Here is a 25,425-nt window from a genome sequence, read left to right as displayed (position 1 = left end):
GTGGCTCACCTTCACGCAAAGGGCTGCGGATACGGGTTCAGATCGGCTTCGTCAAGCGCGCCTCGCCCGAGATGATGCGCGACGTCGTGTAGTCGCTGATGTGCGAGGTACCGCGCGCGATGCGCGAAAGACAGTGGCATGAGTTCCGGGACGACGACTCGAACTACTGTCAGACCGACGGTCTGCGCTTCAACAGTGGAGATGTCGATGCTCAGCACGTCGCAGCCGGCTTCCTGCAGTCGTGCTACGACGGCGATTAGTGAGGCCTTCGGGTCGGTCTGGTCGAGATTCGCGACCGACGAGAACGGGATCCGAGGGCGGTCGTCGTCGAGTAGGAAGCTGAAGGCCGCGGCGCGGTCGGGATGCCCCATGAAGCGAGCACCGTCGGTGACCGAGTGAAAATCTGCAATGTCCGCGGGAGCGGGGCCGGCGTTTTCGAGAGCGATGCGGGACGAGGCGATCTCTCGGACGATTTTGACAATTGCCCGGGCCGGATCCAGCTCAGTGGAACACATCACAACGTGGCGCAGCGTTAGAGATTCCTCGTCCGTGTCGACGCAGTAGATCGTCGGGATGCCGGTGTCGGTGGTTGCGTCGAAGAAACGGTGCCGCCTCCCGGAGGAGTCTGCGACGGCGACGGCCTCTCGTACATGTGCAGGTGCGTCAACCAGGTCGATTTCCGGGAGCTTCAGGCGCAGCAGCCATGTCAAAGCGATCGCGTCACGCTCGACAACCTCGCATACTCCGTTAAGTAGGGCCTGCGCAGGATCGGTGTGTGCCGCGCACCCGGTGGAAATAGGGACCGTCAGTCGCTCGCTCGCCGTGAGCGCCTCCAGGTGCATCCAGACGAGAGTTGCGGGGATCCACAGGAGTTCTTGCCGTCTCGAGGACCAAGCGGTTGTCCAACGGATCCTTTCCGCCGAATCGAAAGGGCGGACCGGACATCGTGAATCGGCCAGCTCGGTGGCACTGCAGCGTGGCAGGCTCCCGATGTCTACCGCTTCGCGACCTAGCTCCGCTGCGCTCGCCCAATGGAGATCGGTGGGCGGTACACAACTCGAGTACCGTTCTACGGCCTCGACGATGGCAATAGCTCTAGCTAGCTGGCGGTTCGTTCCGCCGCCGCTGCCTGCAAGCTCGATGCCAGCCTTAGAGCCGGGAGCTACTCTGATGTTTTTTTGCAGTCGCTCGAGTGCGCCGAGCGTGGCGGTGAAGATCGCAAAGGGGTCCTTATTGGATGTGATTTGCTGAACGGCATTGATCAAACCGCCCTCATCGGAGACGAGCGAGTTCACCCGGAGCAGTTCGGTGCCGAGCGCTTCGTCCTGGTGAATGTCATGACGCATCGTCATGCCCTGGCTCCGATTGTGTTTGCGCCCAGGTGAGCTGGTCACAGGTCCCCCTGGTTCCACTCGAAGAGCCGAGCAGCGAGTAAAGCCGTTGCCGCTCCAATTGCCGCCATCATTAGCCAGAGCCACGAGACAGGAAGGAATGGCGCGGTCCCCGCAAGATCCGCGCCAACCGCCTGCATGAACCACGTGCTAGGGAAGGCGTACGTGACGGATCGGACGGCGTCCGGGAAGACATCGATCGGTATCACGCTGCCTGACGTCAGGATCACGACGACCGGTAGAAACCCCGTGATCTGAGTCATGAGGTCCGGATTCGACGACCGACTGGCCAGCAGGTAGGCGAATGCGAAGAGCATCGCGAGCCCCAGGACGAGTGTGACGAACAGTCTGACAATGGAGAACGATTCGACGTATCCTTGCGTCCAGGCGACTCCGACGATCACGAGGGCTTCTGCCATCCCGAGAGCGAATCGGACGGGGCTCTGCGCGAGGATGAACGACATCCGGCGCACAGGCGTCGTCCCGAGCAGACGTAACGTCCCGCGCTGACGCAGCGCAACGAGGGGCACCGACGTGCCCACGAACGCGATCGCCATGAACCCCATCGCCAGGACTGCCGCGAGGTTGACCCGCAGGACGTCGGTCTCAGGCGACCCCGAGGCATCGGTGACGGCAATCTGCGACGTCGGGACGCCGACCGAGTGCACCGCGGCGACGAGTTCTTTCCATGCCGGTTTTTTCCTCGAGGGGAGGACGATGTGACCCTGGCCATCCTCGATAGCGATCGTGGCTGTGACCTCGTCGGACGCGTCAATGGAGCGGACCTCGATTCCTCGGTCTTCCAGCGCCCTCACCACTGAGGCCGCCTGTGGCCCCGCAGCCACCGACACAATCGGGGCTGGACGTCCGCCATTGACGACGAAGTCGATCCCCATCATGAGGAGCAGGAAGAAGAAGAACATGAACGTCAACCCGACGATCGTCTTGACGTTCCGCAGCAATTCGCGCGTGCTCAGCAAAGTGAGCTGCTTTAATTCAGACCGTCGGCTCCGCCGCCCGGTGGTGATCGCCTGTGTCATGATTGCCGACCTTTCGTCGCGTCCTGCTGCTCGCTTCGTCGCCGGTCGTCCGGAAGCTCCGCGAGTTCGAGAAAGATGTCCTCGAGGCTGCCCTGTCGCACAGTCAGTTCGCGCGCACGGAGGGACCGATCGAAGGTAATGCGGCGGATAAGTTCATCCGGGTCATCGGTACGGATGCGCACGCGGACTCCGCCGAGTACCTTCTCCGATTCGAACGGCACACCATGGAGCGTCTCGGCGATCTGCTCGTCGGTCGTCGTCGGCGCGGTAGTGAATGCAAGGTCGCTTGTGCCCGCACGCTGACGAATCAGCTCATCCGGGCTGTCGAGCGCCATGAGACGGCCTCCGACGATGATCGCGACGCGGTCGCAGACGGAGGTCGCCTCGTCCATGTGATGAGTTGAGAGCACTACAGTCGTCCCTCGGTCCCGGAGACCGTAAATCACCCGCCAGAGGGCCTGCCGGGCCGCGGGGTCCAGCCCGGCGGAGGGTTCGTCCAGGACGAGTACCTCGGGATCCGCGACCAGTGCGACACCGAGCAGAAGCCGTCGGGTCTGACCGCCAGAGAGCTTCTTGGCGCGCTCGTCCGCATGAGCGGTCAGGTCGATCTCGGCGAGGATGTCCTCGATCTGACGTGGGGCTTCGTGGAAAGAAGCGAATAGTTCGAGCGTCTCCCGGACGGTCACCGTATCGAAGAGGCTCGCAGACTGCGGCTGCACGGCGACTCGCCGAGTGATCTCGTCCCGGTCGCGAGCGGGGTCGAGACCGAGGACTCGGACGGTCCCGGCAGACGGACGTTGTAGTCCCACGATGCACTCGATGGTCGTCGTCTTCCCGGCGCCGTTCGGTCCCAGGAAGCCGAGGACCTCGCCTCGCTGAACGTCGAGGCTCACGTCAGTCACGGCAGGAAAATCGCCGAACGATTTCGAGAACGACCGTAGTTCGATGACCGTCTCCGGCAGGACCTCACGGTCGGCCCGTGCCTCGCGCGTCTCCTCGTGCATATCACTCCCCATGATTCGTCATAGTGTCCGAATGATGTTCGGGACCGCCGCCGATGCGCTGCTTCTGAGCGCAGACGGCCCGACCCTGAGGTGTCGAATGATGCGACCGCGCCTGAGGTGATCCCAAGCGGCAAGCAAAGCCGACGTAAGCTCGTGTAGTAAAGCACATGGCGCGGGATAGCCGGTTTTGGCATCCTCAAGGTGATCCTATGCCCCGCTGGTCACGTAGGGTCGCAGTCGGTGGACTCCACCCTTCGGGTGGAGCACGCAGAGGCGCCGCACGTGTCGACTCCATCCGTGCGGCATCACGGCGCAGCCACGACGGCGGCCTCCGGGCTCGGCGAGGGGGACACATGTTCAGGGCATCGAGCATCGTCGCGACGACAGCGGCCGTCGTCCTCACGATCGCGCAGTTCGGAGTGGGGTCCGTCGTCGCGGCGAACGCCCTCACCTCCTCCGGCGACGTCGGCAGGGCCCTCGCCGACCGGCGGGCAGCGGAGGCGTTCACGCCCGACGCCACGATCGCCGGGTTCGCCGAGCGGACCGCCATGTCCGAGCGGGGCCGGGCCCTCTATTACGCGTCGAGCCCGTCGGTCGAGCCGACCACCGGATTCAATGACCGCTGCGGCTACGGCGCGTCCGACGACATCGTGCTCGGCTGCTACACCGGCACCAGCATCTACATCTCGGACGTCACCAACCCCGACCTCGACGGCGTCCGCGACGTCACGGCCGCGCACGAGATGCTGCACGCCGCGTGGGTGCGGCTCGACGCGCAGGAGCAGGCCGAGTTAGGCGACGAGCTCGAGGCCGTCTACGCGACCCTTCCGCAGGACGGCACGATCGCGGAGCGCCTCGAGCTCTACCGCACCGGGGGACTCGGCGAGCGCGTGAACGAGCTGCACTCGATCCTCGGAACCGAGGTGGCCGATCTGCCGCCGGCGCTGGAGGAGCACTACGCCGAGTTCTTCGATGACCGCTCCGTCGTCGTTGCGCTGAACGCGCGTTACGAGGCGGTCTTCACCGACCTCGAGAACCGCATCGAGGATTTGGTGTCCCGGATCGAGACCATGTACGCCGATCTGACGGCGCGCATCGCTGCGAACACTGCCGAGTACGACGCGCTGAATGTCGAGATCGACGGCTTCAACTCCCGGGCCGACAGCGGCGGCTTCGGATCGACCGCCGCGTTCGAGGCCGAGCGTGCCGATCTGCTCGCCCGGAGTCAGGCCCTCGACGCGACCCGGGCCGCCATCGACGCCGACATCGCCGTCTACGACCGCCTGCGCTCGGAGCTGGAGGGTCTGAACTCGGACGCGGCGGCGCTGAACAAGTCGGTCGAGAGCCAGTAGCCGGCAGCGCCTGCGAAGGCCGCTGCGTGCACGAGTCCCCGGGCACGCGGCTGCCGCGCCGATGCCGCGGGTAGGATCGCCGCATGGACTGGGAGCTGTGGAACCAGGGGCTGTGGGCCCTCGTGCCGACGATCACCGTCGGACTCATCTTCTGGTTCGTGATGCGCGCCGTCCTGCGCTCGGATCGCAACGAGCGTCGCGCCTACGACCGGATCGAGGCCCGCGAGCGTCAACGCCGCGGCCTGCCGCCGCGCGACGTGTCCTGACCACCGCCGCCGCACGGGTGCCTCCCGCGCCACCTGAACGGCTCCGCACGACGAACGAGGAGGCGCGGTGCGCGCACCGGACTGGGCGGTGATCCTCCCGATCGCGGCCGTCGTCGTCGAACTCGTCGTGCGCGTGATCGCCGTCATCGTCGTTCCCCGCAACCGCCGCCCCACGACGGGCCTGGCCTGGCTGATGGCGATCTTCCTGATCCCCTACCTCGGCATCCTGCTCTTCCTCTTCATCGGGAGCTACCGGCTGCCGCGGAAGCGCCGCCGGAAGCAGCAGGAGATCAACCGGTTCATTCTGGAGTCGACGGATGGCATCGACCGGGTCGCCCGGGAGCACCCGTGGCCGCAATGGCTGGAGTCGGTGGTCACCCTCAATCGCAACCTCGGCGCGATGCCGCTGGTGGGCGGCAACGACGCGCGCCTCCAGGGCGACTACGAGCAGACCATCCGAGCAATGGCGGACGAGATCGATCGGGCCCGCCGCTATGTGCACTGCGAGTTCTACATCCTTGCCGCCGATTCGACCACGGCGCCCTTCTTCGACGCCCTGGACCGCGCCGTGGCCCGCGGCGTCACGGTGCGAATCCTGCTCGATCACATCGCGTCGATCCGCGTACCGGGCTATTACAGCGGGACGCACCGTCGATTGCGCGCACTCGAGCGGGCGGGCGCGACGTGGTCGTACATGCTGCCCGTGCGGCCGTGGCGCGGGCAGTATCAGCGGCCGGACCTGCGCAATCACCGCAAGTTGCTGATCGTGGACGGCAACGCCGCATTCATGGGGTCGCAGAACGTCGTCGACTCCAGTTACAACAAGCGCGGCAATATCCGCCGCGGCCTGCACTGGCACGATCTGATGGTGCGCCTGGAGGGGCCGGTGGTGCAGGGCATCAACGCCATCTTCATCACCGACTGGTACAGCGAGACCGACGAACTGCTGCTGCGCGAGTCGGAGCCGATGGAGGCGTTGCAGCAGCGCGACACGATCGACTGCCAGGTGGTGCCGAGCGGGCCGGGGTTCGAGGGCGAGAACAACCTGCGCCTGTTCCTGACGCTGCTCTACTCGGCGCAGAAGTCGATCATCATCACCAGCCCGTACTTCGTGCCGGACGAGGCGATGCTCTACGCGATCACGACGGCAACCCGGCGGGGCGTGCACGTGGAGCTTTTCGTCTCCGAGATCGGCGACCAGGCAGTGGTCTATCACGCGCAGCGCTCCTACTACGAGACGCTACTGACGGCGGGCGTGCGGATCTGGATGTACCGCAAGCCCACGATCCTGCACGCGAAGCACTTCACCATCGATGAGGACGTCGCCGTGATCGGTTCGAGCAACATGGACATGCGCTCCTTCACTCTCAACCTCGAGGTTTCGCTGATGGTGCGCGGCTCGGAGTTCGTGGAGGACCTGCGGCAGGTGCAGCAGGACTACCGCGAGCACTCCCGGGAGCTGACTCTGCGCGAGTGGCGGCAGCAGCCGCTCCGCTCGACCCTGCTCGACAATCTGGCGCGACTCACCTCCGCGTTGCAGTAGACCCCCACAACGGATGTCGCGAGCAAGCCTCACATCTTGTAGGCTCGCTGCGCGGCGCAGGGGGCTCCGCATCAGGAACGGAGTCACGGTGATCCCTCGCTCGACCCTGCTCAACCCCGTCAGCGTGCCGATGGGCACGGGAGTGCGCTCGGTGCGCCTGCGCGGCGCGGACGGGCTGGCCTCGGTGCGGCGCACGCTCGATCTGACGGCCGAGCCGCCGCAGGGGTTCCGGATGGACCTTCTGGTCGGCTCGGTGGATCGCGTGCGCGTGCTGCACGTGGCCTCTACCGCGTTCTCGGCGTGCTGGCCTGGCGATCGTGCCGGCGGCGACGTCTCCGTGTTCGTGCTGCCGATGGAAGGGGCGCTCACGGTCGAGGCCGAGGCGGGCGTCGTCGTGGTGAGCGACGGTGCGCTCGCCCTCTCCGAGCAGGAGCCCGTGGTGCTGCAGGCCGAGCGGCCGGTGCGATTCCTCGTGCTCTGCATCGACGAGATCGGAGGTGACCGGATGCACCGCAATCAGGCGTCGCGGCGTCTACCGCCTTCACCCGTCACGGCAACCGCGCGGACCCTGCTCCGAGCGTTCCTCGCCGACCTCGATATCGACCACGCGGGGCAGGCGGAGTACCTCCAGGGCACGCTGCTGCGCCTCGGCCGGGTCCTCGGCGCCGAGCGGCAGGACGACGCGCTCGGCCGGCCGGGCCCGCGCGACATGGTCGAGGCGGCGGTGCAGGTGGTCCTCGCCGACTTCGCCGACCCGCGGCTCGACCCGAGCGTGATCGCGCAGCGCTGCCGGGTCAGCCTCCGCTCTCTGCAACGAGCCGTGGCCGAGGAGCGTCACACCACCCTGCGCGACCTCCTGCAGAGCGTCCGCACGAGGAACGCCCTCCGCCTCGTCGAAGCGGCCGGTGAGGACATCCCGCTCGCGGACATCGCCCGGAACACCGGGTTCACCTCGCCGGACCGGCTCCGGCGCGCGATCGTCACCGAGACGGGTCTGTCGCCATCCGAGTACCGCAGGCGACTCCAGCCGGACGGGCGCGAGGTGGGCTGAGCGGTCGGCGGCCGCGGCGGGTCTGGCCGAGGTGCGGAGAGTGTCGCGACCCGCCGCGCCACGCAAGTCCCTGTGCGCGCCACCGCGGCGCGCGTAGCGTCAGAGCGTCCTCAGTACTATCCGGCTCCGCCTGTCCGGCGCCGGGTTCGAGAAGGGAACGGACATGACGGCATCCCGTACGACGCGCATCCTCATCCTCGGCGGGGGCTACGTCGGCCTGTACACGGCGTGGGGGCTGGAGAAGCGGCGGGGGGAGGCGCCGATCGACGTCACCGTCGTCGAGCCGAACCCCTACATGACGTACCAGCCGCTGCTGCCCGAGGTCGCCGGTGGACATGTGCAACCGCGTCACGTCACGGTTCCGCTCGTCTCCGCACTGAAGCGCACGCGAGTGGTCCGCGGCGCGATCACCGGTGTGAGCCTCGCCGAGCGCAGCGCCACCGTAGCCGCGATGGACGGCACGACCCGCACGATCGAGTTCGACCAGGTCGTCTTCGCACTCGGAGCCGTCACCCGCACCTTCCCGACCCCGGGCCTCGCCGAGCACGGCATCGGCTTCAAGACGGTGGAGGAGGCGGCGCACCTGCGCGACCGCGTCATCGAGAACATCGCGAAGGCCGCGCTGACCACCGACCCGGCCGAGCGCCGCCGCCTGCTCACCTTCGTCTTCATCGGCGGCGGCTACACCGGCGTCGAGGCCCTGAGCGAGCTGCTCGACCTCAGCCGGAAGACCCTCGCGGTGCAGCCCTCGCTCTCCATGGGCGACGTCACCTGGCATCTGGTCGAGGCCCTGGATCGGGTGACCCCCGAGGTCGGCCCCGAGCTCTCGTCGTGGACGCTCGACCACCTCCGCTCGCGCGGCGTGCACGTGCACCTGAAGACCACGATGCCCACCTGCGAGGACGGTGTGGTCGAGCTCTCGTCGGGCGAACGCATCCCGACCGCGATGATCGTCTGGACCGCGGGCGTCAAGCCTAACCCGATCCTCGATGCCACCGACGCCCCGCGCGGACCCAAGGGCCACGTCATGGCCGATGCCCGCCTGCGCGTCATCCGCGAGGACGGCGAGCCGGTCGGCGGAGCCTGGGCAGCCGGCGACGGCGCGCAGGTGCCGGATCTCACCGCCGACGAGCAGCCCGCCTACTACCCGCCGAACGCGCAGAACGCCGTCCGGCAGGCCAAGCTGGTGGCGCGCAACATCATCGCCGACCTCACCGGCGGCACGGTGGAGGAGTACCGGCACGCCTCCGTCGGCACGGTGGCCGAGTACGGCATCGGCAAGGGTGCGGGCCTGATCAAGGGAGTGAAACTCCGCGGCCTCCCGGCGTGGCTGGCCCACCGCGCCTACCATGGAGCGGCGATGCCGACCCTGGACCGCAAGTGGCGGATCATCTCGGGCTGGCTCGTCGACGCCGTCACTCCGCGCGATCTCTCGCCGATGAGTGCGCTGCAGGATCCACGGCGCGCCTTCCGCGACAGCGCCGAGGCCACCGACCGCGCGGCCGCCGCTGCCGCCGCTGCGAAGAAGAAGGAGTCCGACGGGTCCTGACGCTCCGGCTCCGGATCCGGCTCAGATCCGGCGGCGGGGTTTCAGCCGCACTGTCGGCAGCACGGGGGCGGGGAGCGCGCGGCCGTCGTAGCCGTCGACGGTGCCGAACGGACCCGTCGGGTTGGCGCCGGCGATCACGTCCGATTGCCAGCGCTCGCGTGCGGCGGCCACGTCGTCGTGGCTGCGGCCGACGAAGTTCCACCACATCACCAGCTGCTCGGCGAACGGCTCGCCGCCCAGCAGCACCACCCGCGCGCCCTCGGCGCCGGCCGTCAGCCCCAGTCGGGAACGGCCGGGCGCCAGGTAGGCGAGATCCGAGCGCGGGATCTCGGTGCCCTCCACCGACACCGGCCCCGCGTCGACGAGCACGCCGTACTCCCACGCCTCCTCCACCGGCAGCTCGATCCGGGCGCCGGGCTCACAGTCGATCTGCGCGGCGACCAGCGGAGTGAAAGTGCTCGCGGGCACCGAGGCGCCCAGCATCGCTCCCATGAAGACGCGCACCAGCGCACCGGTCAGCGGCACGGGCACGCCGCGGTGGTGCTCGAAGAACGGATCGATGAGCCGCGCCTCCTCGGGCAGCGCGACCCAGAGCTGCACCCCGTGCAGCACCGGGGCGGAGCCGGTCGAGACCTCGGAGTGGGAGATGCCGCTCCCGGCCGTCATCAGGTTGAGCTCGCCCGGCCGCACCACGGCCCGGCTGCCGACGCTGTCGCGGTGCTCGATTTCGCCCTCGAAGAGCCAACTCACCGTCTGCAGGCCGATGTGCGGGTGCGGTGGGACGTCCATCCCCGCTTCCTCGCCCAGCCGGACGGGGCCGTAATGGTCCGCGAAGCACCACGCGCCGATGGTCGAGCGCGAGCGCTGGGGGAGGGTGCGGCGCACCTCGATAGCGCGCGGACCGCCGAGCGGGACCAGCCGCGCCGTGAGGATCTCCACCGCGCCGGGCGCGTGCAGGGCCGGCTCTGCGGCGACGGAGAGCTCGTCGGGATGCTCCTCCAGGTTGCTCATGCGGGAAGTGTATGCCTTCGCATGGACCCTCGACGGGTCAGGGAACGGTGCAGGCCGGTTCGGAAGCCGCCTCGGCCGGCGGTGACGAGACCGCGGGTCCGCTCATCGGCGTCTCCGGGTCGGGAACGTTGATCTGGAGCGCATCGGGATCGTCGCCGCCTGCGATCGCCGTCGCGACTGTGCGCTGCACCAGGGCGGTGTCGGGCTGCTCCGGCAGCGTCAGCGGTTCTCCGAGCTCGACACGGACGAAGGGGTGCGTGCGCGCCGCCTCCGCGAGCCGGGCTAGGGATGGGAGAGCACTCGTCGGGAGGCTGGTCGCGACGTTCTCGGAGCCGGACCGCGCGATCGCGGTGAAGCGGGTCAGGACGCTCAGCGGGTCGACCTGGCGGAACAGCGCCGCCTGGAGGCAGGCCTGGCGTTCCGAGCGGTCGGCGTCGGAGGTGTTCACCCGCGATCGGGCGAACCACAGGGCCTCGGAGCCGTCGAGATGGTGGAGACCGGCGGGGATCGGCGGCCCGTATTCGACCGGACGTCCGCTGCCGTCATCGGGCACTCCCGCTCGCAGCACGGGGCGGGTGTTGATCACCGACACTCCGCCCAGCGCGTCGACGAGGTCGATGAAGCCGCTCATCCGGATCGAGACGGAGGCGGAGACGGGCAGGCCCGTGTATCCCTCGACGGCGTCGCGCATCGCTGCGGCGCCCGGATCCGTGTCGTCCGGGTAGAGCTCCGGGTGCGTCGCACCGTACTGGTAGAGGTGGTTCACGCCGCAGCCGACGAGGCACCGGGTGCCCTCGGGCAGAGCCCGGGCCAGGGCGGACCCCTCGGGGTAGCGGTAGTTCGACGCGGTCCGCGGAATGCCGAAGAGGACGCTGCGGCCGGTGACGGCGTCGATGCTCACGAGAGTGAGCGAATCGGGGAGGAGGATCTGGTCGCGGATCGGATCGGCGTCCAGACCCATCACGAGGATGTTGTAGCGTCCGTCGACCGGCACCGGACCTCGGCCCGCGGCGAACACGGACGTGAGCAGGTCGTGCTGAGCGACAGCGGTCGACGTCCACCAGGCGGTCCCCGCGAGCGGGAGGGCCGCCGCGAGTGCGGTGACGAGGGCGAGCGCTGCTCGCGCCTGTCGAGGAGGACGGGCGAGGAACGCTGCTGCGATAGGGCCCGAGAGCCAGAAGAGGCCGAGCGCGGCCCCGAGACCGCCGGCGACGGCGACAGCGGCAGGGTCGGTGGCCAGTCGCACGAGGAGGGACGGGTCGGAGGCGATCAGGGCGCCCAAGACGAGGACGCCGACGACTGCGGCCGCCGCGATGCCCAGGCGCGTCGTGCCCGACCGGCGTGCGCCGAGGAGGCGGTGCCCCAGCCCCGGGACGAGCACCGAGACGACGACCGCGGCGAGGATCCGCCTGGTGCTCGTCGGGCCGGGCGCAGGAACGGGCGAGCCGGGAGAGGTGCTCCCCGGTCCGCCCGTTCCCTCAGTCACGTTCCGAAGCCTCAGGCGCTCGCGCGGCGGCGACGCGCCATCACGAGTCCGCCGGCTCCAGCCAGGAGCAGCGCGGAGGCGACGAGGGCGAGACCGCCCGCCTCGACTCCGGTCTCGGCGAGGTGGGGCTGGGCCGACGTCGGCTTCGAGCCGGTGTCGACGACAGGGACCGCGGCCGCGGGCGTCTCGGCCGGAGTGGCGGCCGGGGTCTCCTCGGCGGTCGCCCCGCCGTCAAGCGTCGCGACGGCGAGGATCCGGCCGTAGGAGTCCATGAGGGCGACGGTGTGCGGATCCGTCGTCCACTCGGCGCCGATGGTCTGGGTGACGGCAGCGTCGGTGATCGTCGGCGTGCCGAGCGTGGTCGGGTCGGAGTAGATGACCACGCTGGTCGAGAGCCCGTCCAGATCGTTCTCGGTCGCCCAGGAGAGGTTCGAGAAGGTGAGGTCGAAGGGCTCGCCCTTCGTGTACGTCGCTGGCGCGATATCGGCGGGCGTGAACGGCATGATGGAGGACTGGTAGTCGCGCAAATCAGGCGCGACAGCCGTCGGCACGTCGCCCTCGAGGACAGCGGTTCCGGCGGCGGGGTCGACGGTGTACTCGACCTCCTGGCCGCGGTAGATCGCCGCCGTCGCGTTCGCCGGCGGCAGCTCCAGCGAGGGCTTGACCGCGCTCGGGCTGAAGAAGTACAGGTTCACCGGGCCGGCCAGGTTGACGACTCGGGCTGAGCCCTCGGCGTCCAATGACGCCTTCTGTACCGTCCAGACGCCGCCCGAGCGGGTGGCCGAGCGGGGCGTCTGCGACTGAACGAAGACGTCGTAGCCCGCGTAGGCGGGGCCCGCGTCGACGGTGATCCCGCCGCCGTTGTACTGGAGGATGTCCTCGCTGACGTTCGAACCGGCCGACGCCGGAGCCGCGGTGGCGAGGAGGAGACCGAGCGCTGCTGCGGCTACGGCCGCGGCGCGGAAGGGGCGTGGGTGTGCTGTCACGTGGTGCGTCCTCAGAGAGTGTCGAGGCACCCTCACTGCGAGGGCGCTCAGTCATCGTGGCGCAAACTCTTCTGCCGCCGCAAACGTGTCGTTTCCTGCCGGTTCCGCCGGCCGGACACTCGTCTTCCTCGCCTACTGCACGCCCAGGGCGAACAGCCCTCCGCACCGAGGGGAGCGCTGGCTACAGTCGACGTATCGGAGCCCACCCCTGCGGGTTCCGTAGGGAGTGACAGCATGTTCGAGAGATTCACCGATCGCGCGCGGCGCGTCGTCGTCCTGGCCCAGGAAGAGGCCAAGATGCTCAATCACAACTACATCGGCACGGAGCACATCCTGCTGGGCCTGATCCACGAGGGTGAGGGAGTAGCCGCCAAGGCGCTCGAATCCCTCGGCATCTCGCTCGATGCAGTGCGCGAGCAGGTGCAGGACATCATCGGCCAGGGGCAGCAGCAGCCGACCGGCCACATCCCCTTCACGCCTCGGGCGAAGAAGGTCCTCGAGCTGTCCCTGCGCGAAGCGCTGCAGCTCGGCCACAACTACATCGGGACCGAGCACATCCTGCTCGGCCTCATCCGCGAGGGCGAGGGTGTCGCGGCCCAGGTGCTCGTCAAGCTCGGCGCCGACCTGAACCGCGTGCGCCAGCAGGTCATCCAGCTGCTCTCGGGCTACCAGGGCAAGGAGCAGGTCGCCGTGGGCGGTGAGCAGCAGCAGCCTCAGGGAGGATCGCAGATCCTCGACCAGTTCGGACGCAACCTCACGCAGGCGGCGCGCGACAACAAGCTCGACCCGGTCATCGGGCGCGAGAAGGAGATCGAGCGGGTCATGCAGATCCTCTCCCGCCGCTCCAAGAACAACCCCGTGCTGATCGGCGAGCCCGGCGTCGGCAAGACCGCCGTCGTCGAGGGCCTCGCCCAGGCGATCGTGCGCGGCGACGTGCCCGAGACGCTCAAGGACAAGCAGCTCTACACGCTCGACCTCGGCTCGCTCATCGCCGGGTCCCGCTACCGCGGAGACTTCGAGGAGCGCCTGAAGAAGGTCACGAAGGAGATTCGCACCCGCGGCGACATCATCACCTTCATCGACGAGATCCACACCCTTGTCGGCGCAGGGGCCGCGGAGGGCGCTATCGACGCCGCCTCCATCCTCAAGCCGCTGCTCGCCCGCGGTGAGCTGCAGACCATCGGCGCGACCACGCTCGATGAGTACCGCAAGCACTTCGAGAAGGACGCAGCGCTTGAGCGTCGCTTCCAGCCGATCCAGGTCGCGGAGCCGTCGCTGCCCCACACCATCAACATCCTCAAGGGACTGCGCGACCGCTACGAGGCGCACCACAAGGTGTCGATCACCGACGGCGCGATCGTCTCGGCGGCCAACCTGGCGGACCGCTACATCAGCGACCGCTTCCTCCCCGACAAGGCGATCGACCTGATCGATGAGGCCGGCGCGCGCCTGCGCCTCTCGATCCTGTCGGCACCGCCGGAGCTGCGCGACTTCGATGACCGCATCGCCGTCGTCCGCGCGGCCAAGGAGGCCGCCATCGAGGACCAGGACTTCGAGAAGGCCGCCTCGCTCCGTGACGAGGAGAAGCAGCTGCTCGGTGAGCGCCTGCGCCTCGAGAAGCAGTGGAAGTCAGGCGACGTCAAGGCCACCGGTGTGGTCGACGAGGGCCTGATTGCCGAGGTCCTCGCCCAGGCGACGGGCATTCCGGTGTTCAAGCTCACCGAGGAGGAGTCCTCGCGGCTCGTCTTCATGGAGAAGGCTCTGCACCAGCGCGTGATCGGTCAGGAGGAGGCCATCGCGGCACTCTCCCGCACCATTCGCCGCACCCGTGCCGGCCTGAAGGACCCCAAGCGCCCCTCCGGCTCGTTCATCTTCGCCGGCCCCACCGGCGTCGGAAAGACCGAGCTGGCCAAGGCGCTCGCCGAGTTCCTCTTCGACGACGAGAACGCGATGATTTCGCTCGACATGTCGGAGTACGGCGAGAAGCACACCGTCTCGCGGCTGTTCGGCGCCCCTCCCGGGTTCGTCGGCTTCGAAGAGGGCGGCCAGCTCACCGAGAAGGTGCGGCGCAAGCCGTTCAGCGTGGTTCTCTTCGACGAGATCGAGAAAGCGCACCCGGATATCTTCAACTCGCTCCTGCAGATCCTGGAGGAGGGGCGCCTGACCGACGGTCAGGGCCGTGTCGTCGACTTCAAGAACACCGTCATCATCATGACCACCAACCTCGGTGCTCGTGACATCGCCGGTGGTCCCGTCGGCTTCCAGATCGAGGGCGACAGCGCGACTGGATACGACCGGATGCGCGGCAAGGTCAACGAGGAACTGAAGAAGCACTTCAAGCCCGAGTTCCTCAACCGCGTGGACGACGTCATCGTCTTCCCGCAGCTGTCCAAGCCCGAGCTGCTGCAGATCGTCGACCTGTTCATCAAGCGCCTCGGCGACCGCCTGCTCGACCGCGACATGACAGTCGAGCTGACGCAGCCGGCCAAGGAGCGCCTGATCGAGGTCGGGTTCGACCCGGCCCTCGGAGCACGCCCCCTGCGCCGCGCCATCCAGCGTGAGATCGAGGACCAGCTGTCCGAGCGGATCCTGCACGGCGAGCTCGGTGCCGGCGACCACATCCACGTGGACTTCGTCGACAACGGCTTCGTGTTCACCACCACTCCGCGGTTGATCTCGATCAGCGCCGGTGCATCGACCGGAGCGGCCACGGCCGGCCCGGCGACGCCCGACCTGATGTCGTAGCGGCGTCCCGACCGATTCGTGCCCGTCCCTTCTCGCGAAGGGGCGGGCACGGCGTCGTTCCCGGGTCCGCTGCGGTCGAGATCACCCTGTGTAGCAAGACACCGCTCGTACGGCGGCGCCTCGCGATGGGGTCGGTGTCCCGCGCCCCTAGGCTGGACGGGTGGCTGATTGGAAGTACCCGGTGCGCCGGGCGCGCACGAGCGATGTCCCGTTCATCCAGGAGCTGAGTGAGCCGCTCGTGAACGAGCGTGTGCTCCTCGGCAAGGACCGCGTGGTGCTGTACGGCGCTGTTCAGGAGTTCCGGATCGCGGAGGACGGCGACGGCACCGCCATCGGCTGTGGAGCGCTGCATGTGATGTGGGACGACATCGCGGAGGTGCGCACCCTCGCGGTCGCGCAGGACTGGCTCGGCAAGGGGGTCGGCCACCACATCCTGGAGCGCCTCGAGAACGATGCCCGCGCGCTCGGCTTGAAGCGCCTGTTCTGCCTCACCTTCGAGGTCGACTTCTTCACCCGGCACGGCTTCGAGCCGATCGGCGAGAAGGTCGTCGATCCCGATGTCTACGCTGAGCTGCTCCGCTCACCTGATGAGGGAGTCGCCGAATTCCTCGACCTCGCCCGCGTCAAGCCGAACACGCTCGGCAACACTCGGATGCTGAAGACGCTGTGACCGTCGGCACGTCGTAGCCTGTCCCGGTGACTCCGCCGCCCCGCCGCCTGCCTTCCCGGGTCTACCGGCGACGCCGCGCCGCCGCGCTGCTCGCGCTCGTCGTGATCGTCGCGGGCCTGGCGGTCCTCCTCTCGATGCTTCCGCGGATGGGCGCGTCCGACGCCGAGTCGAGCTCCACGCCGACTGCTGCCCTGCCGACGCTCTACCCGACAACCTCGCCCGATGGCTCGCCCGGCGGCTCGCCCGGCGCTTCGCCCGGTGCGGCTCCGGCCTGCACGGCCGACTCGGTCGCCGTGACCGCGGTCACCGATGCCACGAGCTACGCGCCCGGCGAGGATCCGCAGCTCTCCCTCTCACTGACGAACACCTCGAGCACCGACTGCGTGATCGACGCGGGCACCAGCACGCAGGTCTTCACGATCACCAGCGGCTCCGAGCAGATCTGGACTTCGACCGACTGCCAGACCGGCGCCGCCGACCTCTCCGTGCTCCTCCAGGCCGGCCGTTCGGTGACGGGGAGCGGGCTGACCTGGGACCGCACCCGCTCCTCCGCCGACACCTGCTCGGGTGGCCGCGAGGCGGTCGCCGCGGGCGGCGCGGCCTACAATCTGTCGGTGTCGGTCGCGGGGATCGCCTCGGGGTCGCCGACGCAGTTCCTGCTTCAGTAGTCCGCCCGGGGGACGTGTCGGATGAGCGGTGCGGCGTAGCATCACTGCCATGTGCGGGCTGCTCGGCACGATCCTGTCCGCCTCGGCCGGCCGGGCGGTGGTGATCGCGAGGCGAGCGGCGGTACTCGCTCTCGCCGTTCCCCTCCTGGTTGCGGGCGCGGCCGCTCAGCCCGTGGCGGCTCAGCCCGTGGCTTCTGTCGTGCGCGCCGGGGTCGATGACTTCCGCTTCTCGCAGTACTCGGCCGACTTCCGCCTCGACCGCGATGCAGAGGGCCACTCGATCCTGAGCACCGTCGAGACCTTCGTCGCCGACTTCCCGCCCTCGCAGAACCGGGGCATGCAGCGGGCGATCCCACTCGAGTACGAGGGGCACCCGACCGACCTCGATCTGGTGTCCGTCACCGACGGCGATGGATCGCCGCGCCCTATCGACACGGAGCGCGAGGACGGCTTCCTCCTCGTCACTAGCGCGGCGGACGAATTCGTCAGCGGCAGTCAGACGTACGTCTTCACTTACACCCAGCACAACACGACCCTTCCGGGCTCCGGCACCAGAAGCGGCGAGGACGAGTTCTACTGGGACGTGAACGGCACGGCCTGGCGTCAACCGTTCGACCGCTACGACGTCCGGGTCGAGCTCGCCGGTTCGCTGGCCTCTGCCGCGACGGGGACGGTGAGCTGCTCTCGCGGGCCGGACGGTTCGACGACACCGTGTTCGATCGGCCGCGACGGTGGGGTCGTCACGGCGGTGGGGGAGTCGCTGGCTCCGGGGGAGAACGTGAGCGTGGCGATCGGCTTCGCGCCGGGTACCTTCACACCGCGCGACGACCGCTACGTCGCCTCGGGCTGGTCGTGGGTGCAGCTCGCAGGCCTTGCCCTGGTGCTGGTCGCCCTCGGGTTCGCGGTGCGGCGACGTCGCACCGTGCTGCGCGACGCTCCGGGCCGGTCGGCGATCGTGGCCGAGTACGACCCGCCGGAGCAGGGGCTGTTTCTCTCGGCGGCGCTGCTTCGGAGGACGACGAGGGCGCCCGCGGCCGGCCTGCTGGACGCCGCGGTCCGTGGTCTCGTGCGGATCGAGGAGACGGGGGACGGGCGCAAGCCCGCTTACGCTGTGCGGGTCCTCGACCCGGCCACGACGCCGCCGCGACGGGCCGAGCGGCCGCGACCCGTCTCCTCCGACGACCGCCGCTTCCTCGACCTTGCCGTCGGCCGGGTGCCGGGTGCGGTGCGCGTGCTCTCGGGGAAGGACAGGGAGTTCGGCAAGGAGGTCGCGGCGTTCCAGACGGCGCTCGGCAAGCGAGTGACCGAGGCGGGGCTGAGGCGGCCGGGGACGGTCGGTGGGAGTGTCGCCGTGGTCGCGGTGCTGCTCCTCGGTGTGCTGGCCGTGTTCGTCAGCGCGATCGTCCTGCTGACCCGATCTTTCGGTGGTCCGTTGCCGCTGGTGCTGCTGGTGGTGGGGCTCGCGGCGGGGATCGTCGGGGTGGTGCTGGTGTCCAGGGTGCCGCTCACGGCCGTGGGAGCGGAGCTGCGCGACCACCTGCGCGGGCTCGAGTTCTATCTCCGCCTCGCCGAGGCCGACCGGTTCGCGATGGTGCAGTCGCCTCGCGGGGCGAACCGGCGCTCCGTCGGGCCGGTCGAGGTGGTGGAGGTGACGGAGCGGCTGCTGCCGTGGGCCGTGCTGTTCGGGCTCGAGAAGGAATGGTCGGCCGAGCTCGCGTCGGCCTACGAGCGCACCGGCGAGGATCCCGTCTGGTACTCGGGATCGGGTGGCTTCCACGCGGCGGCCTTCGCGGGCAGTGTGTCGTCGTTCTCGTCGTCGGCGTCGAGCTACGTCGGGTCCTCGTCGAGCTCGTCGAGCGGCGGCGCGGGTGGCGGCGGCAGCTCGGGCGGGGGTGGCGGCGGAGGCGGCGGGGGCGGCGTGTAGGCGGAGGCGCGACGGAGGTTCCCGAGTGCCGTCCGCCTGGATGTGCGTCGAGGGTCGTCCTGGGCGGTCGGTTCGCCGGCGGTCACGGCGTGGACCGAGAGGCGCGGGTGAGCAGGGTCGGCGCCCGTCCGCCCGCCGGTCAGCGGGCAGGAACCCGCTCCTGCTGGATGCGTTCGGGCACGGGGACGAGCGCGTGGGTGATCGCGCTCGAGAGGGTGAAGGCACTGGAGTCGAGGTGCGAGGAGTGCCCGAGGCGGGTCGCCTCCGAGGCGCGTTGCTTCGCCCCGGAGGCGGGTCGGATGTCGCCCGAGAGGCTGATCTCGCCGAACGCTGCGATCCCGGGCCGCAACGGTGTGTAGGCGTGGGCGGAGGCGATGGCGACCGCGATCGCCAGGTCCGCCGCCGGCTCCATCAGCTTCACGCCGCCGACGGTCGATACGTAGACGTCGCAGCGCCGCAGGGGGATGCCTGCCTGGCGTTCGAGGACCGCGAGGATCATTGCGACCCTGGACGCGTCGACCCCGTTCGTGACGCGGCGGGGGTGCTCACCGTCGTTCGCGATCACGAGCGCCTGGATCTCGACGGGGAGCGCTCGGCGCCCTTCCATCGCGACCGTGACGCAGATGCCCGGGGTAGGGAAGCGGGTGCGGCTGAGGAACAGGCCGCTCGGGTCCGGGATCTCGGCGATGCCCTCGGCCGTCATCTCGAAGCAGCCGACCTCGTCCGTCGGGCCGAAGCGGTTCTTCAGTGAGCGGACGAAGCGCAGCGCCGTCTGCCGGTCGCCCTCGAAGTGGCAGACCACGTCGACCAGGTGCTCGAGCAGGCGCGGCCCCGCGATCGAGCCGTCCTTCGTGACGTGTCCGACGAGCACGAGGGGGAGCGCACGCTCCTTGCAGACGCGGATGAGCGTCGCGGCCACCTCCCGCACCTGGCTCGGGCCTCCGGGCAGGCCGTCGACGGTGTCGCTCGCGACGGTCTGCACGGAGTCGACGATGAGCAGGTCCGGCTGGACCTCGTCGATCTGGCCGAGGACGGTGGCGAGATCGGTCTCAGCCGCGAGGAAGAGGCTGTCGTGCATGGCATTGGTGCGCTCGGCCCGCATGCGGACCTGAGCGGCCGACTCCTCCGCGCTGACGTAGAGGACGCGCTGGCCCTCGGCCGCGGCTCGACTCGCAACCTCGAGGAGCAGGGTCGACTTACCGACGCCGGGCTCTCCCGAGAGCAGCACGACCGCGCCCGAGACGATCCCGCCGCCGAGCACGCGGTCGAGTTCGCCCACCCCCGTGGGGCGGTGTGCCGCCGAGGTCGTCTCGATCTCGGTGATGGGCCGGGCGACGCGCCCCGCTGGCGGAACCACTGCGGCGACAGCGCGGATCAGGCCCGTGCGCTCGGTGCTCTCGATCACGGAACCCCACTGCTGGCACTCGCCGCAGCGGCCCACCCACTTGGCGGTCGTCCAGCCGCACTCCGAGCAGCGGTACGCGGCGGTGCGCGTTTTCGAGGAGGCCATGAGGTCCTTTCGGGCGGAGGGCGGGGACGAGCAGGACGTTACGGGGGACCCCCGGCACTGCCGCTCGTTCGAACATGTCTTCGACAGTAGTCCCGACCACCGACGTCGGATGTCTGGCGCGCCAGGTCTGTGGAGAGGCGGTGTTCGAGCCAGATTGTGGAGGAGCGGTGCCGCCATCATGTCGGGCAGCCGACGATCGCGTCACGGAGATCGCGCCGCCCCGAGCGCCGCCCCACCCGGTGTCGGAGGTCTGCGCGAGACTGACGACATGCCCTCGACAGTCCACGTCCTCAAGTCCGGCCGCCCTCTGGGTGTGCGGTGGTCTGGTCCCGAGGGCGGTGATCGGGTCGTCGTCCTGGCGCATCCAGCGCCCGGCTCGTCGGATTTCGATCCCGATCCCGAGGCGACGGCGCGCCAGGGCGTGCGCCTGCTCTCGTTCGACCGCCCGGGCTACGGCGCCTCCTCGCTCCTCACCGACCTCGACCCCGCCGGAGCGGGCGCCGGCGCAAGCCCGGAGCAGGCCGCCGCCGACATCGCCGAGTACCTCGCGAGTGTCGGCATCGCCTCCATCGCCGCTGCGGGCTGGTCGGCGGGCGGGCGTGTCGCCCTCGCGCTCGCTGCGAACTATCCCGGCCTCGTGGAGCGGGTCGCTGTCATCGGGACGCCCGCTCCCGACGACGCCGTGCCGTGGGTCGGCGAGGAGAATCGTGTCGAACTCGCGCGCCTCGCCGCCCTTCCGCTCGATGAGGCCGTCCGTTCGCTCACCCGTACCCTCGAGGCCGCATTCGGGTCGGCCCCCGGTGTCGACACGCTGGTGGGGATGCTCGCCTCCGGCAACGCCGACGCCGCTGTGCTCGAGACCCCCGGCGTCCGCGCGCGCCTCGGGCGCATGCTCGAGCGCGCCGTCGCCCAGGGTGCCCTCGGCATCGCCGCCGACCTCGTCGGCTACGGCGTGCAGGACTGGGGCTTCGCCGTCGAGGCGGCCGCCTCGCCCGCCCTCCTCCTCTACGGCGCCGAGGATGCGGTCGCCGGCCGACTCCACGCCGAGTGGTACGCCGCCCGCCTGCCCGACTCCCGCCTCGAGGTCGTCCCCGGCCGCGGCCACCTGCTCGCGATCCCGGAGTGGGACCGCGTGCTCGGCTTCCTGCTCCCCACCTGACCGCGGTCGCTCCGATCGATTGGCGCGATTTCGGGCCGTCGCGTACACTCGACCCCGGTACCGTGTCCGAGCGGCCGAAGGAGCATGTCTCGAAAACATGTGTGGGCTTGCGTCCACCGTGGGTTCAAATCCCACCGGTACCGCCACTGTGAGGCCCTCTACTTCCCCGGATTTATGCGGAAGTAGGGGGCCTCAGGCGTCAGCAGGGGGGTCAGACGGCACCACTGTCTCGTGTGCCGCCGACGCGGTCGGATGCGGTTGACGAGTTTCGCTTCCTCGAGAAGGCCTTCTCAGGAGTTGTCGACCGTCGGCCACTGTGTCGTCAAGAATGCTATGACGGCACGGCAGCGGACGCTGTATCGAGAGCCGCGCTTGATGATTCCGCGTCGCGCTCGCGCTGCGGACGCCGACCAAGGATGCGATCGACAGGCGAGGTCTCCTCCTGCTCCGCCGCGGTCCAGCCGTCGAGCACCTCGCTCCTGGTGTTCACGTCACCCTGCTGGTCGACCAGGCCTTCCCCGAGGTGCTCGAGGTCGAGCCGGTTCTGGCTGTCGGGGGTTCCCGAGGATCTGCGGGCGGAGGTGCCCCGCTCGCTTCGCGCGGTGCTTGCCGGCGTCGAGGCGTCCGCGGGCAGGTGAGACAGCGTGTCGCGCTGAGTCGGGCGCTCGCTACCGTGGACCCATGCGCTTGACCTCGAGCTTCACCGTGCCGACCAGGCCGCCGGTGCTGCAGCTGGTCAAGACGGCGGCGGCCACGGCGGTCACCTGGCTTCTCGCGGCCGTCGTCTTCCCCGGGACCCTCCCGGTCTTCGGTGCGATCGCGGCCCTGCTGGTCGTCGCGCCGAGCATCAACCAGTCGTTCTCGAAGGCACTCGAGCGCTCGGTCGGCGTCATCATCGGGGTGATCGTCGGATCGGTGATCGGCACCGTGTTCGGCGGTGAGAGCATCATCGTGCTGCTCGCGATCGTGGCCGCGATCGCCGTGGGGTGGGTCGTGCGGTTGACTCCCGCCTCCGCGGTGCAGATCCCGATCAGCGCGATGCTCGTGCTCTCGGTCGGCGCGGTCACGCCGAACTATGCGCTCGACCGCATTCTCGAGACGCTTCTCGGCGCGGCGGTCGGACTCGTCATCAACGTCCTCATCGTCCCCCCGGTCGTGCTCGCGCCGGCCGAGCGGGCACTCGGCGACCTCACGGCTCAGCTCGCGGCCGCGCTCGACGACCTCGCCGACGCTCTCCAAAAACCTGTTCCACGCCGTCGGCTCGACGAGCTGCTGATCAACGCGCGACTCCTGCAGACCATGCAGAGCAAGGCTGAGGAGGCGATCGCGACCGGCGAGGAGTCGCTGCGGCTCAATCCGCGCCGCTCCGCTCACCGCGACCGGCTCCTCGCTCTCCACTCGGTCGTGCCGCGCCTCGGACGCATCGTGACCCGGGTGCGCGGAATGACACGGACGGTGCATGACCTGTACGACGACGAGCTGGTCACCGAGCCGACGATCGCCGACATCGCTGTGCAGCTGCATCGGGCTGCCCACGACTTGCGACTGCTGGTGCAGTCCTCGGTCGCGGTGCCGGAACCGGAGGCGATCACTGACGAGCTGCCTGCCCTCACGGCCCCCCTTGTGATCACGACTCCGCACCCGCAGCACTGGATCCTGCTCGGGGCGCTCGCGGAGGACCTGCGCCGCATCCGTGAGGAGATCGTGGGCGCGGAGTCGTGACGGTTGGGCTTCAGCCGCCACGGCCGTCCACCTGTGCGGGTCCGCTCGGTGCGGGTCCGCCCGGTGTCGGTCCGCGTCGTGTGGGTCCGCCGCCCTCGACCAGCTCGCCGCCGCCTGGATCGGGAGCGACCTGGTGCAGGGCTGCGGGGTCGCTCGCCTCGGCGTGGAGCGTCTTGCCCTCGGCGATGAGAGAGTCGTCGTCGACGAGGATGCCGGCGAGTTCGGTGATGCGGCCCCGGATCGCGCCGAGTGGGTCCTCGGTCGGTGCGTCCTCCTCGGCGCGGTCGATCTCCGCGTCGGGATAGCGGCGCAAGGCCGCCTCCTCACGGTCGGGCTGCGGTGCGCGCGCATGCTCGACGCAGAGCCGCGCGACCTCCTCCGCATGCGCGTGCATCACGGAGTGGGAGGCGTCGGGGATCTCCCACGCCCGCGCGTGCGGAATCGCGTGGGCAATCTCCTCCGCCCACTCGCGCGGCACGAGCCGGTCGAACTCGCCGCGGATAACGAGGGCGGACGCACGGATGCGGGGAACGGTGTCCTCGATCCGGTACTGCATCATCTCGGGCAGCACTCTCGAGAACCAGCGCGGTCCGCAGAGGAGGTAGGCGCCGGCCGCGAGGATCGCGACTTTCAGCGGCTCGCGGACGCTCGACTGAGCGAAGCGGAGGGCAGCGATCGGGATGCGGCGCTCGTGCCGGTTCATCACGGGGCCGAGGAGGACGATGGTGGTCAGCTCGGGCCGCCGGGCGGCGAGCTCGGCCACGACCTGGGTACCCATCGAGTGGCCGAGGACGACGGGATCATCCAGACCGAGCTCGTCGATGACGGCGCCGACCAGCTCGGCGTAGTCGCCAATGCCCATGCGCCGCGCGTCGACCGGGTGCGGCACGCCACCGAAGCCCGGCAGATCGAGGGCGTGAACGGGACCGAACTCGTTGAGGGCGGGCGCGAGCCGCTCGAAGTAGGTGGCCGCGACTCCGATGCCCGGCACGAGCACGAACGTCCGCTCGCCGTCGCGCCCGACCGTGCTCACCCTGGCCCAGACATCGCGGTGATGGACGCGCTGGACCGAGACGTCGGTGCTGCGGGTGCGACGGTGCGGATCCCGTCCGCGCGAGCGCGTGGTCGCGAAGACGTCGCGGACGCCGCGTCGGAGCGTCGTTGCCAGCGTGGGAAGGAGGTCGCTCGGACGGAGCACGAGGGCCTCCTTTATTCGGGGTGCTGGACGGTGTGAGCCTAGGCGGTCGCCGCGGGGCTCAGATCAGCATGTCGTCCGATCTGTGGAGGATCAGCCGTGCCGGGCCGCTGTGGAGGACGCCGTTGGTAAGGGGCGACGTCCGGACGCCGCCGCGCCTGCGCATCGCCCGGAACGCCCCGGGCGCGAGCACGACGTCCATCCAGGCGCAGGGGTTCGCCGGTCGCCCGCCCTGGAACTCGATCCGCTCCTCGCCCTGTTCGATCGCGAAGGTGCGGCCGGCGAGCGCATCGACGTCGGCGCCGCGGACGATGATATTGCGTCGAGTGTCGGCGGGGTCGAAGGGCCCCGTGGCGAGCTCGGCGGCGATGTGCTCGAGGGTTTCGACGGCGAAGAACGTGACGGCGGCGGTGCGGTGCGCGCGTTGCGCGAAGAAGCGGTCCCCGACGATGCCCAGGCCGGCGCGGATCTCGATCCGCTCGGGCTGCTCGTTCCCCTCAGAGGGGATCGGGCCTTCGGCGGGGCGGCCTTCGTAACGGTGCAGCGGAGAGACGACGAAGCTCACGAGCTCGATCGCGGCGGCCTCCATGAGGTAACGGTACGCCGTGCGGAGGCTGTGTCCGCCAGGCGCCGTCGTGCTCGCCGAGACGCCTCGGCGGGGCTGGCGTCTGGGCGCCGGGCCGGTGTCTCGGGAGGAGCCGCCCAGCGGGCCACCACCGATTCGCAAAGGGGGATCGGGGCATGTATAGTGGTACCTCGTTGCGTGCGCCCCCGTGCCACGCAATGGACTGCGCCCGTAGCTCAACGGATAGAGCATCTGACTACGGATCAGAAGGTTGGGGGTTCGAATCCCTCCGGGCGCACTCTGGTTGAGACAGAGCAGAACGGCCCGCTTCGGCGGGCCGTTCTCGTTTTCCCGAGTGATCGACGGTTGAACCGCTTTCCGCGGGACTGCCTTCTGTCGACGCCGTCGAGCCTGGCTCCGCGCTGTCTGCGGCGCACGCCGACAGGTCTGCCGCCGTGTCGTCGGCCGCGCACCGCTTCCAGCGGCGACCGTCCCTGCTGCGCCGCCGAGACCGCGGGCGCGCCGCTTCGTCCCTCCACAGGCTTCATCTCGCGCCGTTATCCGATGATCACCTCGTCCCCGCGGTCG

At 69.5% G+C, this 25,425-nt stretch carries 21 protein-coding genes and 2 tRNA genes; 13 read left to right on the top strand and 10 right to left on the bottom strand.

Annotated features, from left to right (window positions below):
* Nucleotides 1-11: 11 nt before the first annotated feature.
* From A6122_RS12795 to A6122_RS12785, 3 genes are read right to left on the bottom strand one after another with little or no spacing between them, the layout of a single operon-like run.
* The gene (locus A6122_RS12795) at nt 12-1,352 is read right to left on the bottom strand and encodes a YcaO-like family protein (protein ID WP_084416050.1); all 1,341 of its coding nucleotides are present in this window, start codon (nt 1,350-1,352) and stop codon (nt 12-14) included.
* Nucleotides 1,353-1,390: 38 nt separating this feature from the next.
* Nucleotides 1,391-2,431, bottom strand: a complete 1,041-nt coding sequence (locus A6122_RS12790; RefSeq protein WP_068255620.1) for an ABC transporter permease — start codon at nt 2,429-2,431, stop codon at nt 1,391-1,393.
* Nucleotides 2,428-3,435, bottom strand: coding sequence for an ABC transporter ATP-binding protein (locus A6122_RS12785; protein ID WP_068255617.1), 1,008 nt, complete (start codon nt 3,433-3,435; stop codon nt 2,428-2,430). Before A6122_RS12785 ends, A6122_RS12790 begins: the two co-directional genes overlap by 4 nt.
* Nucleotides 3,436-3,788: 353 nt before the next feature.
* Here A6122_RS12785 and A6122_RS12780 point away from each other — a divergent pair, with 353 nt between their 5' ends.
* The 5 genes from A6122_RS12780 (at nt 3,789) to A6122_RS12760 (ending at nt 9,196) form a co-directional block, all read left to right on the top strand.
* Entirely contained in the window at nt 3,789-4,787 is a 999-nt protein-coding gene (locus A6122_RS12780) for a hypothetical protein (RefSeq protein WP_068255615.1), read from the top strand.
* A gap of 83 nt (nt 4,788-4,870) precedes the next feature.
* The gene (locus A6122_RS12775; protein WP_068255612.1) at nt 4,871-5,053 is read left to right on the top strand and encodes a hypothetical protein; all 183 of its coding nucleotides are present in this window, start codon (nt 4,871-4,873) and stop codon (nt 5,051-5,053) included.
* A gap of 67 nt (nt 5,054-5,120) precedes the next feature.
* Complete coding sequence (gene cls, locus A6122_RS12770; protein ID WP_068255610.1) at nt 5,121-6,596, top strand: cardiolipin synthase; 1,476 nt, start codon at nt 5,121-5,123, stop codon at nt 6,594-6,596.
* An 88-nt stretch (nt 6,597-6,684) separates the two neighbouring features.
* Nucleotides 6,685-7,647: an AraC family transcriptional regulator gene (locus tag A6122_RS12765; RefSeq protein WP_068255607.1), complete on the top strand. Its 963-nt coding sequence runs from the start codon at nt 6,685-6,687 to the stop codon at nt 7,645-7,647.
* Nucleotides 7,648-7,810: 163 nt separating this feature from the next.
* Complete coding sequence (locus A6122_RS12760; RefSeq protein WP_068255604.1) at nt 7,811-9,196, top strand: NAD(P)/FAD-dependent oxidoreductase; 1,386 nt, start codon at nt 7,811-7,813, stop codon at nt 9,194-9,196.
* A 21-nt stretch (nt 9,197-9,217) separates the two neighbouring features.
* Here the strand turns inward: A6122_RS12760 and A6122_RS12755 are convergent, their stop codons facing one another.
* From A6122_RS12755 to A6122_RS17390, 3 genes are read right to left on the bottom strand one after another with little or no spacing between them, the layout of a single operon-like run.
* Nucleotides 9,218-10,207 carry a pirin family protein gene (locus A6122_RS12755; protein ID WP_068255601.1) on the bottom strand — a complete coding sequence of 330 codons (990 nt, stop codon included), beginning with the start codon at nt 10,205-10,207 and terminating at the stop codon, nt 9,218-9,220.
* Between the two features lie 37 nt (nt 10,208-10,244).
* The gene (locus tag A6122_RS12750; RefSeq protein WP_068255598.1) at nt 10,245-11,693 is read right to left on the bottom strand and encodes an LCP family protein; all 1,449 of its coding nucleotides are present in this window, start codon (nt 11,691-11,693) and stop codon (nt 10,245-10,247) included.
* An 11-nt stretch (nt 11,694-11,704) separates the two neighbouring features.
* Complete coding sequence (locus A6122_RS17390; protein ID WP_068255595.1) at nt 11,705-12,679, bottom strand: LPXTG cell wall anchor domain-containing protein; 975 nt, start codon at nt 12,677-12,679, stop codon at nt 11,705-11,707.
* A gap of 234 nt (nt 12,680-12,913) precedes the next feature.
* On the opposite strand from A6122_RS17390, the gene A6122_RS12740 reads away from it, so the two are divergent.
* The 4 genes from A6122_RS12740 to A6122_RS12725 all read left to right on the top strand — a co-directional run bounded on the left by A6122_RS12740 (nt 12,914) and on the right by A6122_RS12725 (nt 18,686).
* Nucleotides 12,914-15,424 carry an ATP-dependent Clp protease ATP-binding subunit gene (locus A6122_RS12740; RefSeq protein ID WP_068255592.1) on the top strand — a complete coding sequence of 837 codons (2,511 nt, stop codon included), beginning with the start codon at nt 12,914-12,916 and terminating at the stop codon, nt 15,422-15,424.
* Nucleotides 15,425-15,584: 160 nt separating this feature from the next.
* A complete protein-coding gene (locus A6122_RS12735; RefSeq protein WP_068255590.1) occupies nt 15,585-16,094 on the top strand; it encodes an amino-acid N-acetyltransferase in 510 nt (169 codons plus the stop codon).
* A gap of 26 nt (nt 16,095-16,120) precedes the next feature.
* Entirely contained in the window at nt 16,121-16,762 is a 642-nt protein-coding gene (locus A6122_RS12730) for a hypothetical protein (RefSeq protein ID WP_068255587.1), read from the top strand.
* A gap of 49 nt (nt 16,763-16,811) precedes the next feature.
* Nucleotides 16,812-18,686: a DUF2207 family protein gene (locus tag A6122_RS12725; protein ID WP_068255584.1), complete on the top strand. Its 1,875-nt coding sequence runs from the start codon at nt 16,812-16,814 to the stop codon at nt 18,684-18,686.
* A 139-nt stretch (nt 18,687-18,825) separates the two neighbouring features.
* Here A6122_RS12725 and radA read toward each other — a convergent pair whose 3' ends face one another.
* Nucleotides 18,826-20,196: a DNA repair protein RadA gene (radA, locus tag A6122_RS12720; RefSeq protein WP_068255581.1), complete on the bottom strand. Its 1,371-nt coding sequence runs from the start codon at nt 20,194-20,196 to the stop codon at nt 18,826-18,828.
* Nucleotides 20,197-20,464: 268 nt separating this feature from the next.
* Between radA and A6122_RS12715 the strand changes: the two genes are divergently transcribed.
* Both A6122_RS12715 and A6122_RS12710 read left to right on the top strand, forming a co-directional pair.
* Entirely contained in the window at nt 20,465-21,355 is an 891-nt protein-coding gene (locus A6122_RS12715; protein ID WP_068257653.1) for an alpha/beta fold hydrolase, read from the top strand.
* A 56-nt stretch (nt 21,356-21,411) separates the two neighbouring features.
* Nucleotides 21,412-21,501, top strand: a tRNA-Ser gene (locus A6122_RS12710).
* 185 nt (nt 21,502-21,686) lie between these two features.
* Here the strand turns inward: A6122_RS12710 and A6122_RS16695 are convergent.
* The gene (locus A6122_RS16695) at nt 21,687-21,845 is read right to left on the bottom strand and encodes a hypothetical protein (protein WP_157593820.1); all 159 of its coding nucleotides are present in this window, start codon (nt 21,843-21,845) and stop codon (nt 21,687-21,689) included.
* Between the two features lie 191 nt (nt 21,846-22,036).
* On the opposite strand from A6122_RS16695, the gene A6122_RS12705 reads away from it, so the two are divergent.
* The gene (locus tag A6122_RS12705; protein ID WP_068255579.1) at nt 22,037-23,077 is read left to right on the top strand and encodes an FUSC family protein; all 1,041 of its coding nucleotides are present in this window, start codon (nt 22,037-22,039) and stop codon (nt 23,075-23,077) included.
* 10 nt (nt 23,078-23,087) lie between these two features.
* On the opposite strand, the gene A6122_RS12700 is transcribed toward A6122_RS12705, so the two are convergent.
* Nucleotides 23,088-24,275, bottom strand: a complete 1,188-nt coding sequence (locus tag A6122_RS12700) for an alpha/beta fold hydrolase (RefSeq protein ID WP_068255576.1) — start codon at nt 24,273-24,275, stop codon at nt 23,088-23,090.
* A 58-nt stretch (nt 24,276-24,333) separates the two neighbouring features.
* Complete coding sequence (locus tag A6122_RS12695; RefSeq protein WP_068255574.1) at nt 24,334-24,861, bottom strand: MOSC domain-containing protein; 528 nt, start codon at nt 24,859-24,861, stop codon at nt 24,334-24,336.
* 201 nt (nt 24,862-25,062) lie between these two features.
* On the opposite strand from A6122_RS12695, the gene A6122_RS12690 reads away from it, so the two are divergent.
* Nucleotides 25,063-25,135: transfer RNA gene (locus tag A6122_RS12690), tRNA-Arg, on the top strand.
* Nucleotides 25,136-25,425: the final 290 nt, after the last annotated feature.

Origin of the sequence: Rathayibacter tritici, from assembly GCF_001641005.1 — a bacterium.
Taxonomy (GTDB): domain Bacteria; phylum Actinomycetota; class Actinomycetes; order Actinomycetales; family Microbacteriaceae; genus Rathayibacter; species Rathayibacter tritici.
This window is presented reverse-complemented; position numbering and strand designations above follow the sequence as displayed.